The following is a 15173-nucleotide window of genomic DNA, read 5'->3' as shown; positions in this document are numbered from 1 at the left end:
TGCAGGTTTGTCGACTGCTAGGCTTATCCACAATTGCCGAGGTGAAAATCGGCAAGCCGCCCTGGGTCATTTTTCAATCGGCAGGGTGGGTCAATTTTCAATCAGCGCCGACACATGACTTCCTTTGCTGCCGAACGATGCGATCTTGGTCAGTGGAGCGCCTTGTACGGTGCTCCACGCTTCGTAAAGCAATCTGCGATTGAAACTCCGGAAAGCGTCAGTCGTTCCTCCGCACATCCCAGAACGTATGGTTCATGTTGTTCTCGGCCTCTCTGATCTCTCGGGTCATTTCTCTCGCACGTTCCCGAGAAATCACGCCTGCCTTGGCGGCTTGCCGTATCGTCTCGAGCATAGCTGTGCGCTCTTCAAATCGTTGCCGATTCAGTTTCAGGCCATCGATGACAAGCTTCGCTGCGACTTTGACCAGCTCAGGGTATTTACGGCAAAACTCGATTGACGGCCGAACGCTTTCGGTGATGTCGTCCCATTGCGGATGCCCATCGGCAAGCCTGTCAAAGTCGGCCGGCGTAACGAAGAAGTTCCTAGGAATGCCGATCCTAGTGAAGCCGCAATGACTGTAAATCTTCCTGGCCAGCTCTGAGCAGTAGGAGGCGCGCTTGATTGACCCCTTGGAGGGCAGGATCTTGTAGGGCTGCGCAAGATAAAAAGCACAAGCCCGTGAAATGATTTCCTGATGCTCTGGCTGTACCTTCTTACAGCGAAGAACTCGCCAGTTCGGTTCTGTGTTATGGAGGGTTTCGGAGACTATGCGATTGGTCGTACCAATCTTGGGCATTGCATCGATGCAAATAAAATCTGCATGCACAAGAGCAACATGGCTTGATCGAGCATGTTCGTAGAATACCTTTTGGCCGCTGGCCAGAGCCTGTGAGCCAGGGGCCGTCCCCGTCATCAAGATGATGTCGCCCGTCTGAAGCTGGCCGTCCACTTCCTTCAGCTCTTCGGTGAAGGCATTGTCTTCGCCACGAACCATCGCTCGATGAATCGAAAACTGAGACTCGGGGACACCGCTTTGACGCGCCATCCAGTCGAGTGCCGAGTCTGGCAGGGCCCCGATCTTCTGGGCGAGCGCATTGGCCTTCTCGTCCGATTCCATATGGCTGAAAATTTCCGCAGCGGCGGCGTTCCGCATGGCTTCCTTAAATCTACCAAGCTCTTTCAAAGCAAACTCCCTAATCTGCGGCGGCCATCAAGTCTGTAAATTTGAACCACGCCGACCAACTGAACCCCATGCTCGCCAACAGCCGGTGTGGTCACGTGTGAGCGCTCGTATGAGTGGCACAATCGAGCGGACGCTCAACCAAAGCCGACATTTTCCTAGTAGGCGCAGGGTAAGAGAAGGCATATGAAGTTAATAAGTGATGGTTACGGAGACCCCCGCTACACGCTTTACATACCGCTTGTGATGCATCGACTGTCTCGTCCCATCGATCTGCCGCTATTGGCGAACGAGCTCGGAAAGAAGCTATCTGTAGGAGTGACGATCAGTCCCGGTTCTGGCTGGGAACAATTGCGCATGGGGCCGTTCGCGGCAGAAGCGCTGGCCAATGAAGCGTTCCACCGCACGATTCGCTACCTGGTTGCGCTGTGTGTCCAGTGCCAGTATCCAATCTTCTTTGATCAGCACCTAGCGCAGCTGATCGAGCCGGCTATGCCCATGGTCATCTTTCCCGAGAGTCCCGTGGATGCATTGGCCAATCTGGCCTGCCCAGTCATCATCCCGGAGCACCGCCACGTGTATGACACTGGCGTGCTGTTGGGGAATGTGGATCCTCAATTAGCATCGCACCAACTTATCGACGCATTGGGCAGTGCGAGTGACCTGCGCGGTCCCCTTCCTGCCAGAGTGCGTCTCGCCGTGGAGGCTTATATCGTAGCGTGTGCGACGCATGCGCCCATGATGAAATTCGTGGGATTCGTAATTTGTTTGGAGAGCTTGTGCGAACAAGAAACTAGGCCATCGAACGAATTAGCGGCACTGCATACAATCCGTACCGCGATAGAAAACTCGGACGTCGCTGAGAATGATGCCGTCCATGCGGAAATGGCGGACCTGGTCTTGGACACCATCCGAAATATCCGTCACTTTTCAATAAGTACGCAGTTTCGAAAACTCATTATGGCACACGCTGCCGGTATCACTGCGGAGTTGGGGCAAGGCCACCCCTGGCTCAAGGATATGAAAAAGGCAGCTCGAACGATATACAAAATGCGCAGTAAAATTGTCCATGAAGGTAAATGGGGCGCAGAGTACGAGACTGTTGGGATGGCGATGAATTTTGTCAAGGCAGCGGCTAAGGCCGTAGTGCTGGGATTAATCAACGGTCCGTCAGCAAAAGTGAGTAGCGTTGACTGACAGGATATTGCCAATTATGCGATTGCAATTGGTGGTAAAAATTCCACCAACCTTTGGGGCATTTAGGAAAGCCGAGTGTGAACTCTGGCTGAAACCAAATTGGGGTCAAAGGGGAGAGTTAAAGGATTAGTTTTGCAATGGCCCTTCGTCGTCGAGCGCTGATATCAAGAGTCTCAGTTCTTCAATCGCCTCATTCTTGCTTAATCCCTGGGATAAATCGTTACACAATTTTTGCAGCGAAACTCTGAGTGATACAATGAAGCGTGTATCCATTGCTAGTCTAAGTGAAGATCCGAGATTCGCTATTTCATCCGCAGCAAGGTGGATGTAACGATCCAGAGACGATAGATTTCGATGTCCCGTCCACTGTTGGACATGCTGTTTTAGCGTTTCCACATCAATTAAGAGTTGCCGAAACTTATCCGCATTATTTTGCTTGTGCGCAAGCATAAGCGTGATGAACATGTCGGTGATAAATCTATGGCGAAACATATGCGGCGAAATCGTTGACCCAATCGAAGCTAGCTTCGAAAGCCTGTGGATTTCCGATGTGACCGTATTCGGTTTGAGAGCTTGTCCGGTGTTTTCGTTCACGAATAGAAGGCCGTGATCATAAAGCTTACCAATTGTTTTATTAATGATCTGTGCGCGATAGATCTTTATATAAGTGCAAATAAAAAGCGCGTCGGCCTTTGAGATCGGTACCGTCCTGTATGTAGGGCCTTGGCCGCGAAGCTTTGAGTTGGGAACTCTTACATAAGGGTTCTTCATTTTCTCTGCTTTAAGAAAATCGGAACATTTGAGTCGGACGGCTTCATTGCGACGCGCGCCCAAGGCTATTAGAACTTTTATTAGGGTCGCGTCTCGTTTAGCTAAGAATTTGGATGTAGTAAGATTTGTGGCACGCAAGAGGCTTGATATTGAAGTGGTGCTAACTGGAAAACGCTTTTTAAAAGGATCGAGAAGGGGGAAGGAATGATGGTGCCAAGAATGAGTGATCCGGCGGACGCTGCCAATTGAATATTCCACTTTGATCAGATGGGCACGAATTCTGCCCTCCGGAGAAATATATTCTGGATTGTCTTGCAGGGTGCCGATGAAGCTCAAAAATTCTAAGCAAGTTCTTCCGATGCTGACCGTGCAGTTTGCAGTGCGGACGGGGTTTCCGAATAAGTCACGTTCAGCAGAAAGTCCGTTTACAAAAATTGTAAAATGAGAGTCGGAAATTTTGTCTAGTAAAACTTGATTGAAGTGACAGTACCGTAGTAGGTGGGATATGTTACAGGCATAGCTCTTTAAAGTTCCGCCAGAGTTATTTCTGGAAAGTCCATTGTTGTAGAGGTTTAGCATGAACGCATTTGCGTAGAAACACCAGTGGCCATCTGGCCAAGTAATCGCTGGAATATTATCTGCCGGTAACGCCTTAATGGCAGTGGGGTCGGCAACCACAGGTAAATGGAAGTTTTGAGAGGTAAGTTGGTAAAGTTTTTTATGTTTAAGATTTGCCATTTCGTGTGAATTCCAAGAGCGCCAAAATTTCCTCGGTTTCCAATTTGCACAATTTAATTAAACGCGGATCTTTGGAGGCGGCGGCGTAGTGTCTAGATCTTTCGAGGCTTGTTTTAAGAGCTTTTGTCACAACGAGTAGGTCTTCAATTAATATCTGTCGAGCCCCTCTGAGTTCTTCGATTTTTTTTTCAAGAAATCTTCTGGAACCCCTAGAAGGGGCGGTGGCTCGGCGAACATCTGCAAGGACACGTAGACGTTGCCTGTCTAGCTCAGCGAATCCTCCAACGAGATGCTTGTCGGCGTACGACTTTAAACTGTTAAGCGAAAAAGGTCGTATATTGAGATCTGGAATGCTTAAGTGCGCCATCTTCGACTGAGAAGATAGGCTCGATATTACTAGGCTAACATCTATAGGGTCAGGTGCCGTGCGCGGCAATCCATAAAGTAGATTGAAGAGAGATAGCGTCGAGGTAATTGACGCGTCACTGAGCCTTCTCATGTTCGATTACCTTAATGATGATTTTATATGTTTTTCCCTGGGCGTCTGAGAAGAAATGAGGCTCAATGCTCACTTTACCGAAATTAGTCAGTTCTGCGATGTAGTCTTCGAGTACGTCATGCTCAAGTATTTCGAATCGGTCAGTTCCAAAGTGCTTTCGAAGAAGCACTTGTAGTTCAGGATAGTAATCTGGTGTGGCTAGGATTTGACTGGTTGCATATGCTGCCTTGGCAGATGTTAGAATTTCCCCAGGCACCGTTTCCGTTATATAGTGATATAAATGTTCGACGTCGGAGTGGGATAAGAACCAACGTAGGGTATCTAAGCCGCCAAATGAATTTCCCCAAAAAAATAACATGGCAAAAAGCCGGCGCAGTTGATGCTGGCGTATATAAGGTCTCTCTCCGTTAGAGTTGAGTGGGGTCTCAAAGAAATCGCATGCAGTGGTGAGTGCTGAGTTATAATTTATCGAAGAAGCTGCGGAAAACTGGCCAAGATGTATAGATGGAGGGGCAAGTAAAGGTAATTTTCTGGCAAGTACATTGCCTTTGATTAGGCGGGATTGGAAGTTTTCAATCAGATGCACTATTTTTACGACGAGATCCGGGCAGGGACGCTTGTGTAATTCGTTAATGCCGGCTACACCTGACTTTCCGGTCTCAACTATTATATATCTCTCTAGTTCATCAAGGCAGTTGCAGGGGAGGCTCATCAGTTCCTTTTGACGTCGTGCTAGAAGTGTTCCGATAACAATTTCGAAGCTTCCGTATAAGACGCGGGAGAGCTCAAATAGTCCGCGTCCTTGCCTGAATTCACGATAATAAAGTTCGCGAACGCGATCGGCATCTTGCCGTCGCTGTCCTTTCACGTACTCGATGGCTAGGCTCCAGTGCTGGACGCCAAGTAATCTGAGTTTCAAATCACATGCGTCTGCTACTGAGCTAGGGGCTACGGCTTTCTTTCCCAAGGCGCTTGGATGGAAGAGTGCTAGCTTTACCAAGCTATCTAAAATTGAGCTCCCATACTCGAGAATAAACTCAGTGGCGCGCCTGAAAATGGATAGCCCGGTTTCAATATCCAGGGAAGCATATCGTCCGGGATCTTTCAGGTCGAGATCCTCTGAGAGATTCCATTCAGCAACAGCGTTAAGAGCACGTTCGGGAATTGGTAAACCAAGATTGCCAAGTTTGTATAGGCTCTTAAATATGCGCTTGGTCACGAGGAAGGTGGAGTACGAGCTTTGCTCTCCGTTATCTCGAACACCGATGGAAGGATATTCGGTGCCAATCATTGGACTCTTCCCAAAGCAAAGCTCTGGAATGGAATTGAAATATGGTCGGTTTAATATTTTTCTGTTAAGAATAAGGTCTAACAGGCTCTTTATTTTAACAGCATGAGAATAGTCTTCATTGACCCTGTATAGGTGGTTAAGGAAAAGCCAGGTCCTGGCTTTAATTAACTCAACATCGGACAGGAAAAGTCGGCGTGGTAGCTTCTGGTCGATTTCTAATATGCTGGGCATCTTTCTGGTTAGTTTTGCAAGGTGCTGCGGGGTAATGCCAGCAATTTTTTCTCTTAGAAATGAAGAGGCTCTATTGTCAATGTCATAAATTACGCTTGCCTTGTTTGAGGCTTCATGTAATCGCATTACGCACGCGATTGCAGAGCTTTCACGAATGTTTTCAATTCCGAACTCAATAATATCTGAACCGGCTGGACCTAAAAGCAGTGCGTCAATGATTTGTAGGGCTGACTTTGTATTATTGTAAGCTGTGATTGGTGAAGGGATAAGTTTATTATAATTTGTAGAGTGCCCTTGAAGTGAAATCCAGTTTTTAAGAATATTTAGGGTGGTGCGCTCCTCAATGAGTAGTCGGCCATTCGCCAACTCAATGTCGAAGTCCACTGAGAACCGACGTCCTGGAGCGCAGAAGTCAAACGCCCAATAATCGTCGGAATGTTCCGATAACAACCAAGGATTTCCAGTGGAGTAGTTCATGCCACAGTTGATGCTTCCCATCAAGAAGTGAAGGTCTGGATGTAACTCTTCGCCTTTCACAGGGGGATCCTCGATATAAGCGATTCTCTAGGTTTATTCTTGGACTCGCGTAAAGCGTCGTAGATTTGCGGATAGTAGTCAGAGTTTACTTCCACGTGTTGGATGATTTTTTTGCTAAGTCTGTGCCAAAGATTCAGTTGGTGCCCCGAACGTGCAAGCGCACTTTCTTCGATAAGTTGCAGCCCCCACAGGATGTCCATTATTTGCTCATTGATACCCACATATAAGAAGCTTTCCTGTGTGTCGATAATTTCTGTTTCTTCGTGTGAGTGCCTAATGGAGTGGTTTCGCATGAAGGCGTCAAGTTGCTCCATGGTCTCGAATGATGTGGCTTCCAATAAATAAGGGCTGTCCCTCAAAGCTTCACAGATGATTCCTTCATGAAACAATCTAATCCAGCGCTCACGAAAGTAACTGCTTATAGCTGGTGGGAGATATCTATCAATTAAATTCGGCCGGTAGGTATCATGTCCAAGCTCCTCCGCTAGATCCGAAAGTAAACCAGACCGTAGAAACTTAAGTACTCCTGCGCTTGCCCTTATCGCGGTTAGGGAGGTGCGGGATGCCAGTTCTTTGCATTCACCTTTAGAGAGGCTCGTGTGGATCTCTAAACTATCGGCTAGCTGAGTCCTTGTGTAATGACACGTCTCGGAGGCGATAGATTTAATACTGTGTGGACGCCCAAACCCTTTGCCTGTTGTTAACAGTAAATACTTGGCGTCAGGACTGTTGATTTCTCTCAAGTACTCTCTTGGTTTTTGAGTTATTGCTAGAATCTTCTGAATGAGGCTTTTTGATGTGTCGTTTAGAGCTATTGACTGCTGAGCACTCCTTGCTCCCTTTCTTCTTTTATATCCAATCAAAATGCTGTCGTCGTTAAGCAAGCCAATCTTTGTTCCTTTCTTATTGAAGATTTTGCATTCATTAAGAAAGCCAGGAGTGATTTTGGGGTGTTCCATTATTAATAGAACACAATAGGGAACCAAACTGCCGGCAGTTGGGAGCCCCAGCGCAGTTGCACTGTCAACAAATGGTTTGGGAATGTATCTGTATGTTCGGGTTAGAAAATTTTTATACGGATGAGTGTTAAAGTTGTATGCGGCTTGCTCAAGTGCTATATCTCGATCAAGAAAGGATTGTTGGGCTGTGAAGGTTATCTCTTTCGTGTTAGAAATATTCGCTCTAAACTCATAATTTGCCCAGGTAGTGGCCTCAGCATTTTCCGCCCAACCCCTAAGTGAATTATGATCATGCTCAAGGCGTAAAAGAATCTCCTCCATGCACTTGCTGTCAGTTATCTCAAGGGGGATGGGGGTCAAGAGCTTGCTGAAATATTCTTGCCCGTTTGTGCCAATAGACGTCTTTCCGCGTGAGGCGCTCGGGGCACCTCGTCCATCTGGGATGCCGAACTGTCCAGAGCAAACTAACCCTGGCTCTACTAGATATCTAGCGCAGAAGCGCCTGAGTTCTCTCCAGTGGGTATATAAGGTCCTGATTTTATTTCCATTGCCGCAGTCGTAACCAGTATGAAAGAAATTAAATATCAATTTTTCCCAGAACGTCGTCATGACTTCTGGGCATTTCAAAGAATCTGCGGTCTTTATGTCTTTGTAGTTGCATATGAAATCAACTAAAAACTTGATTTGTGCCACCGTGGGGGAGCGCTTTCCCGAAAAATATGAACTAGAATTCAGGTAAAATTCCTGGGTGAAATTTGGGCCTAGTTTTCTTTCAAGTTGGTGTAGCGGAAGTCTGATGGTTTTCCCATTTTTGTCTGTAACGGGCCACGAAAGCCAGTGGTGATAGCGCTCCTCGTTAAATGGAAGCTTGTGGAAGGCTTCTATTAGTTCCTCTTTGCAGTGAAATCCATCTGTTGTGTTCTTGATCTTAGTCTGTAGGTCATATAGTTCCTCTTGTTTACTACTGGGCGCAAGTCTCCGAAATATTCTTATTAGTGTTGTTGAGTATTCCCAAATTGTGTAGTCGCTGGTTTTTACGAGAGTTCCGCTTAATAAACAACCAACGAAACCTTTAGCGCAGTCCGCTGAAAACAATTCATTTCGGTGGATTGTGGTCAGTTTCTGATCAGTTAATTGAAGATAGCATTCCAGAAATATAATTAACCTATCTAGAGGTGTGTTATGGGCTTTGCAATTTTCATATTCATTTCGAATTGCCGATGTGGCGCTTTCGCTGATCGCCGAAAATGTATACGTGAGATATGTTATCGATCTGCTCGGAAATATCGGCTCGGAGTTCATCGGCTTTACACCAAGGCAATGTGTCGTGGCGTTTTAGACAAGCTGCCGTAGAGCGTCAAATTGCATCGTCACGTCTTCCGACTAGATGACGAACTGGTGAAGGAGGTGGCGGCGTGGTAATTACGTCCTGCGATGCGCGGAATAGACCTGATTTGCGTGGAAAATTGATTAATTTTTAATTGCGAAAGCGGCTTTGCGGTTGTGCATTTATGACGAAACATTATTGAGGAATTAATTGTGCTCTAAGTTCCTCTTATTCTTCATGGCGATTATTGCATATTTTATATAGCGCTGTGGCATCAGAAATAAGGAACCGTGATTGGTGGCCTAGATTTCATATTTGACAAGGTCAATGCACGATTTTGGATGACAGGTGGGGTTCTTGCAGATACCTGGACTTCACGTGCATCTCTCTGTATTTCCTGATTTTTTTAATTCTTGATAGAAAGTTGCGCAACGCGAAAGGGGTAGCTCGTCAAGGAACAGCACCCCCTGATGCGCCAGGGTTATTTCCCCCGGTTTGGGTCGACTGCCGCCACCGACCAGCGCGGCGCCCGACGCGCTGTGATGCGGTTGTCGAAAGGGTCGCTGGGGCCAGGACTGCAGAGGCGCGTGACTGGCGACCGAATGGATGGCGGCCACTTCCAGTGCCTCCTGCTCTCCCAGGGGCGGCAACAGGCCGGGCAGGCGGCTGGCAAGCAGGGTCTTGCCGGTGCCGGGAGGCCCACAGAAGAGCAGGTTATGGCTTCCGGCTGCGGCCACCAGCAGGGCGCGTTTGGCGGCTGCCTGGCCCTGGACGTCGGCGAGGTCAGGGTAGGGCGGTCGTTCCTCCAGCAAGCCCCTGGGCTGATAGGGGGCGAGCGGGGTATGGCCGGCGAAGTGTGCGGTAAGTTCCAGCAGGTGCGCGGCGGCCAGCACCTTGAGGCCGCTGGCGAGGCTGGCTTCCTCCGCGTTCTCCTTGGGTACCACCAGGGTCCGCCCGGCGGCACGAGCGGCCAGCGCGGCGGGCAGTACACCCTGAACTGGGCGCAGAGCCCCGGAGAGCGCCAGTTCTCCCAGGCACTCGACCTCTTCCAGGGCATTGGCCGGTAGTTGGCCGCTGGCGGCGAGCACGCCGAGTGCAATAGCCAGGTCGAACCGGCCGCCATCCTTCGGTAGGTCAGCCGGGGCGAGGTTGAGGGTGATGCGGCGGGGCGGGAAGTCGAACCCGCTGTTCAGGATCGCGCTGCGCACACGGTCCTTGCTTTCCTTTACGGCCGCTTCCGGAAGGCCCACCAGGGCCAGGGACGGCAGGCCATTGGCAAGGTGGGCTTCGACGGTCACGGCAGGGGCTTCGACGCCGACCTGCGCGCGGCTGTGGACGATGGCCAGGGACATTGATCACTCCTTGATCGGTCCGCCGGGCCGGAGCGGGATCACTCCGCCGGCGGCGGGTTCAACTTGGCTTCCAGTTCCGCGACCTTGGCTTCCAGGGCTTCCAGGCGTGCGCGAGTGCGGGCGAGGACCACCATCTGGCTGTCGAACTCGTCGCGACTGACCAGGTCAAGCTTGCCGAAGGCGCTCTGCAGCAAAGCCTTGAACTGGGTCTCGACCTCGGCGCGGGGCAGCGGGCTGTCGCTGCTGAACAAGCGCGAGGCAGTGGCGGCGAGGGTATCGAGCAGGGCTTTGGGCGGCAGCATGGTGGGTTTCCGTAGGTGAATGGGCGGCAGTCTACCACGGTGCTCCCGGGGGCCGGACTGGCGATGGGCGGCGCACACTTTTTGAGCAGGGTGCTGGGGCGTTGCGCACTGCTTTGGTGCGATCAGGGTGCGGTTCCGGTCTCTCCGAACCGGCATTCGGCCAGTATCTGCTTGAAAAAAGGCACTTTGTTCGGAGCTGGCAAGAAATCTGCTTGGAGGTGGGCGACGCATGCACCGATGCAGTTCCGGTGCACCGGGCGAGGCGGGGGAGTGTTTCGCCAGAAGCGGTTGGTTGATGTCGGCGTGCCGAGGCAGGGCGGGCCGATGCATTACAAAAGCCAGACACTGCGCTTAGACTTGAGCCGGGTTCGCGTTTTTCCTGGGGCAAGTCAACCAAACACGGGAGAGAGTTTCATGAAACTAGTCACCGCCATCATCAAGCCTTTCAAACTCGACGACGTGCGTGAGTCGTTGTCGGAGATCGGTGTGCAGGGCATTACCGTCACCGAGGTCAAGGGCTTCGGACGGCAAAAAGGCCACACAGAGCTGTACCGTGGCGCCGAGTACGTTGTCGATTTCCTGCCGAAGGTGAAGATCGACGTGGCCATTGCCGACGATCAACTGGATCGCGTGATCGAGGCCATCACCAAGGCAGCCAATACCGGCAAGATCGGTGACGGCAAGATTTTCGTCGTCAATCTGGAACAGGCCATCCGTATCCGTACCGGCGAAACCGGCACAGACGCGATCTAAGCCTCCGAACCCCAACGCCCCAGGAGAAAACAACATGACTCTGCGTAAAGCCGCAGGGCTAGGAGCCCTTTTGTCCCTCGTTACCCCCGGCCTGGCCATGGCCGCCGACGAGGTCGTGCTTAACAGTGGTGACACGGCGTGGATGATCGTCGCTACTGCACTGGTGCTGTTCATGACCATCCCCGGCCTGGCGCTGTTCTACGGCGGCATGGTGCGTTCCAAGAACGTTCTGTCGGTGATGATGCAGTGCTTCGCCGTCACCGGCCTGATCAGCATCCTCTGGGTGGTCTACGGCTACAGCCTGGCCTTCGACACCACCGGCATGGAACAGGGAGTGATCAACTTCAACTCCTTCGTGGGCGGCCTGTCCAAGGCCTTCCTCAGCGGCCTGAACACCAGCAGCCTGGTGTACGCGATTCCTGAGAGCGTGTTCATCACCTTCCAGATGACCTTCGCCATCATCACCCCGGCCCTGATCGTGGGTGCTTTTGCCGAGCGCATGAAGTTCTCCGCCATGCTGATCTTCATGGCCGTCTGGTTCACTCTGGTCTATGCCCCGATCGCCCACATGGTGTGGAGCGGCAATGGCGGCCTGATGTGGGACTGGGGCGTGCTGGACTTCGCCGGTGGCACCGTGGTGCACATCAACGCCGGTATTGCTGGTCTGGTGTGCTGCCTGGTGCTGGGCAAGCGCAAGGGCTATCCGACCACTCCGATGGCTCCGCACAACCTGGGTTACACCCTGGTCGGCGCCGCCATGCTCTGGGTGGGCTGGTTCGGCTTCAACGCCGGTTCCGCAGTAGCCGCCAACGGCACTGCCGGCATGGCCATGCTGGTTACCCAGATCGCCACCGCCGCCGCCGCCCTGGGCTGGATGTTCGCCGAATGGCTGACCCACGGTAAGCCGAGCGCTCTGGGTATCGCTTCCGGTGTGGTCGCCGGCCTGGTTGCCATCACCCCGGCTGCCGGCACCGTCGGCCCGATGGGCGCCCTGATCATCGGCCTGGTGGCCGGCGTGGTCTGCTACTTCTGCGCCACCAGCCTGAAGCGCAAGCTGGGCTACGACGACTCCCTGGACGCCTTCGGTGTGCACGGTATCGGCGGTATCGTCGGCGCGCTGCTGACCGGCGTGTTCGCAGCCCCTGCTCTGGGTGGCTTCGGTACCGTTGAAGACATCGGCGCCCAGCTCTTCATCCAGTTCGAAGGTGTGGCCTTCACCGTGGTCTACACCGGCATCGTGACCTTCGTGATCCTGAAGGTGCTGGACGTGGTCATGGGCCTGCGCGTCAACGAAGAGGAAGAGACTGTCGGCCTCGACCTGGCTCAGCACAACGAGCGCGGCTACAACCTCTGATGCAGATGATTTCCCTGTTCGGCAGCTGCCGACGGGGAAGTCGGCAGAAATGCCTAAAAGGGCGCCGCAAGGCGCCCTTTGCTTTTTCAGCGGCCGCGCTAGAATGCCGGCCGTACAAGCCGAGACAGGTATTTGCGGATGTGGCAGCAGACCCTGATTACCTTGCGCCCGAAGCCGCGTGGCTTCCACCTGGTGACCGAGGAAATCCTGGCCGCATTGCCGGAACTGCGGCGCTATCGCGTCGGTCTGTTGCACCTCTGGCTGCAACATACGTCGGCTTCCCTGACGGTGAACGAGAATGCCGATCCCGCTGTGCGGCGAGATTTCGAGCGATTCTTCAATCGCCTGGTGCCCCAGGGTGAAAGCGGCTATGAACATGACTATGAAGGACCGGACGATCTGCCCGCGCACTTCAAGGGCAGCCTGCTCGGCTGCCAACTGAGTCTGCCGCTCCGAGACGGGCAGTTGGCAATGGGCACCTGGCAAGGTGTCTACCTGGGTGAGCACCGCGACCAGGGCGGTGCTCGCCGACTGTTGGCGACCTTGCACGGCGAGGCTCCCTGATTTTTTTCCAGCCGCGTTAGTAAGCTGGCGTAGCTGGGCTATAACTAACCTGCTTTGGCAAGGCATGAGGTAGAACATGAGCGACGAAGAACTGGAACAAGACGAGCTGGAAGCGGCCGACGAGGAAGACGGCGAAGAGCTGGCTGCAGCCGATGATGGCGAAAGCGACGACGATGGCGAGGCCCCTGCCCCCACTGGGAAGAAGGCCAAGGCCGCGGTCGAAGTCGAAGAGATGCCCAGCATCGAAGCCAAGCAGAAAGAACGTGATGCCCTGGCCAGGGCCATGGAAGAATTCCTGGCCCGCGGTGGCAAGGTGCAAGAGGTCGAACCCAATGTGGTTGCCGACCCACCGAAGAAGCCGGACAGCAAGTACGGCAGCCGCCCCATCTGAGGCCGGCACCCGTCGAAAGAGCCCGCCATTGCGCGGGCTTTTTCATGCGTGCAGGGGAAGAAAGCGCCGTAATCGGTGTGCAGGCGACCTTATCTGCGAAAGTGCGGGCTCTCTAGTGCCACTTCGCCCAGCGCGCCAGTACCTCAGGCAACTCCCGCAGGCTGGTGATCTCCGCATCCGGCAGTTGTTCGCCGCTCCATTCCTTGCCCAACGGGTTGAACCAGATGGCGCGCAGGCCGGCGCGGCGGGCGCCTTCGATATCGTCGGCCGGGTGGTCGCCGATATGTACGGCTTCCCGCGCGCTGACACCGCCACGCTTGAGCGCTTCGAGGAAGGGCACCGGATCGGGCTTGCCAATGCCCAGCTCCTCTGCACAGAGGGCGAACTTGAAGTAATCGGCCAGGCCCAGGCGGCGCACGTCGGCGTTGCCGTTGGTGATCACGCCCAGGTTGTAGCGGATGGCCAGGCGTTCCAGGGTGGGTACGGTGTCGGGGAAGAAGGTAATGCGGTGGCGAGCGTGGAGCATGGCCTGGAAGGCGCCTTCGGCCAGGTCGATGGCATCTTCGGCTGAGTAGCCAACGCCTTCCAGCGCGCGGCGCAGGGTGCGGCGGCGCAGTTCGCTGAGACGGTGCTTGAGGCTCGGTTCTGCAGCCAGGATCTCGCCGCGAATGACCCAGAGGTGTTCCACGGGCAAGGTGCCCAGGGCCGGAGTGTGTTCCATCAGCCAGTCGCGCATGGCGGATTCCGCGCCCTCGATGACCGGCCGGTTGTCCCACAGGGTGTCGTCCAGGTCGAAAGTGATCAGCTGAATACTCATTCGTCCGCTCCCCGTCGCTTTGCCCTCGGGTGGGCCTGATCGTAGACCGAGGCCAGGTGCTGGAAGTCCAGGTGGGTGTAGATCTGGGTGGTGGAAATGTCGGCGTGGCCGAGCAGCTCCTGTACCGCCCGAAGGTCCTGGGATGACTCCAGCATATGACTGGCGAAGGAATGCCGCAGCATGTGCGGGTGTAAATGCTGGCCCAGTTCACGCACGCCGGCCTGGCGCACCCGCAACTGGACGGCGCGTGCGGAGAGCCGGCGGCCCTGCCGGCTGATGAACACTGCGCGATCCCCCGGATTGGTCGTGGCGCGCAGCGGCAGCCACTCGTCCAGCGCTTCGCGGGCCTTGCTGCCCACCGGCAGCTCGCGAGTCTTGTTGCCTTTGCCGCGTACCCGCACGAGTCCGGCGGACAAATCGAGGCCGTCGAGGTCCAGGCCCACCAGTTCGGACAGGCGCAGACCGGACGAGTAGAAAAGCTCCAGCATGGCCTGGTCGCGGCGGGCGATGAAGTCGTCCTCAACGGCACCGTCCAGCAGTTGCTGGGCGCGGTCGGCGTCGAGCGCGCGGGGCAGGCGGCGAGCGCCCTTGGGGGCGGCAAGACCATTGGCCGGGTCGTGACGGCAGCGACCTTCGCGGATCAGGTATTGGTAGAGGCCGCGCACGGCCGAGAGCAGACGCGCCAGGCTGCGACTGGACAGGCCGTCCTGGTGCAATCGGGCGATAAAGCTGCGCAGGCTGCGGACGTCCAGGCCCTGCCAGTCGGCAATGCCGAATTTCTCGCAGAGCGCACGTACCTTGAGCAGGTCGCGGTGGTAGCCGTCCAGGGTGTGAGCTGAAACCTGGCGCTCGCTGCGCAGGTGATTCAGGTAGGCATCCAGGTCGGCTTGCATGGGACTTCCTTGGCGTG

General features: G+C 53.8%; 12 protein-coding genes and 1 pseudogene. 5 read left to right on the top strand and 8 right to left on the bottom strand.

Annotated elements, in window-relative coordinates:
* Positions 1–217: 217 nt before the first annotated feature.
* Positions 218–1183, bottom strand: coding sequence for a hypothetical protein (locus tag FFS60_RS10760; protein WP_137821965.1), 966 nt, complete (start codon positions 1181–1183; stop codon positions 218–220).
* Positions 1184–1366: 183 nt separating this feature from the next.
* Here FFS60_RS10760 and FFS60_RS10755 point away from each other — a divergent pair, with 183 nt between their 5' ends.
* The gene (locus tag FFS60_RS10755; RefSeq protein WP_137821964.1) at positions 1367–2377 is read left to right on the top strand and encodes a hypothetical protein; all 1011 of its coding nucleotides are present in this window, start codon (positions 1367–1369) and stop codon (positions 2375–2377) included.
* Between the two features lie 126 nt (positions 2378–2503).
* On the opposite strand, the gene FFS60_RS10750 is transcribed toward FFS60_RS10755, so the two are convergent.
* The 5 genes and pseudogenes from FFS60_RS10750 to FFS60_RS10730 all read right to left on the bottom strand — a co-directional run bounded on the left by FFS60_RS10750 (position 2504) and on the right by FFS60_RS10730 (position 10384).
* Positions 2504–3886 (bottom strand): tyrosine-type recombinase/integrase, encoded by a 1383-nt coding sequence (locus tag FFS60_RS10750; RefSeq protein ID WP_137821963.1) that lies wholly within the window; start codon positions 3884–3886, stop codon positions 2504–2506.
* Between the two features lie 482 nt (positions 3887–4368).
* Complete coding sequence (locus tag FFS60_RS10745) at positions 4369–6444, bottom strand: hypothetical protein (RefSeq protein WP_137821962.1); 2076 nt, start codon at positions 6442–6444, stop codon at positions 4369–4371.
* On the bottom strand, positions 6441–8705 hold the full coding sequence (locus FFS60_RS10740) for a hypothetical protein (protein ID WP_137821961.1): 2265 nt from the start codon (positions 8703–8705) through the stop codon (positions 6441–6443). Before FFS60_RS10740 ends, FFS60_RS10745 begins: the two co-directional genes overlap by 4 nt.
* 465 nt (positions 8706–9170) lie before the next feature.
* Positions 9171–10082, bottom strand: a pseudogene (locus FFS60_RS10735) (YifB family Mg chelatase-like AAA ATPase); the annotation flags it as partial.
* 38 nt (positions 10083–10120) lie between these two features.
* Positions 10121–10384 carry an accessory factor UbiK family protein gene (locus FFS60_RS10730; RefSeq protein WP_028626868.1) on the bottom strand — a complete coding sequence of 88 codons (264 nt, stop codon included), beginning with the start codon at positions 10382–10384 and terminating at the stop codon, positions 10121–10123.
* 414 nt (positions 10385–10798) lie between these two features.
* On the opposite strand from FFS60_RS10730, the gene glnK reads away from it, so the two are divergent.
* The 4 genes from glnK to sutA all read left to right on the top strand — a co-directional run bounded on the left by glnK (position 10799) and on the right by sutA (position 13446).
* Positions 10799–11137 carry a P-II family nitrogen regulator gene (gene glnK / locus FFS60_RS10725; protein WP_003457590.1) on the top strand — a complete coding sequence of 113 codons (339 nt, stop codon included), beginning with the start codon at positions 10799–10801 and terminating at the stop codon, positions 11135–11137.
* Positions 11138–11171: 34 nt separating this feature from the next.
* Positions 11172–12491 carry an ammonium transporter gene (locus tag FFS60_RS10720; RefSeq protein WP_028626867.1) on the top strand — a complete coding sequence of 440 codons (1320 nt, stop codon included), beginning with the start codon at positions 11172–11174 and terminating at the stop codon, positions 12489–12491.
* Positions 12492–12629: 138 nt separating this feature from the next.
* Positions 12630–13055, top strand: coding sequence for a secondary thiamine-phosphate synthase enzyme YjbQ (locus FFS60_RS10715; protein ID WP_137821960.1), 426 nt, complete (start codon positions 12630–12632; stop codon positions 13053–13055).
* A 76-nt stretch (positions 13056–13131) separates the two neighbouring features.
* Positions 13132–13446 carry a transcriptional regulator SutA gene (sutA, locus tag FFS60_RS10710; protein WP_028626865.1) on the top strand — a complete coding sequence of 105 codons (315 nt, stop codon included), beginning with the start codon at positions 13132–13134 and terminating at the stop codon, positions 13444–13446.
* A gap of 112 nt (positions 13447–13558) precedes the next feature.
* On the opposite strand, the gene FFS60_RS10705 is transcribed toward sutA, so the two are convergent.
* Positions 13559–14263, bottom strand: coding sequence for an HAD family hydrolase (locus FFS60_RS10705; protein ID WP_137821959.1), 705 nt, complete (start codon positions 14261–14263; stop codon positions 13559–13561).
* Complete coding sequence (xerC, locus tag FFS60_RS10700; RefSeq protein WP_028626863.1) at positions 14260–15156, bottom strand: tyrosine recombinase XerC; 897 nt, start codon at positions 15154–15156, stop codon at positions 14260–14262. The genes FFS60_RS10705 and xerC overlap by 4 nt, the downstream gene beginning before the upstream one ends.
* Positions 15157–15173 lie beyond the last annotated feature (17 nt).

Origin of the sequence: Pseudomonas sp. D(2018) (genome assembly GCF_005502555.1) — a bacterium.
In the GTDB taxonomy this organism is placed as follows: domain Bacteria; phylum Pseudomonadota; class Gammaproteobacteria; order Pseudomonadales; family Pseudomonadaceae; genus Metapseudomonas; species Metapseudomonas resinovorans.
Note: the sequence above shows the minus strand (reverse complement) of the source record. Positions and strands in the feature narration are given on the sequence as shown.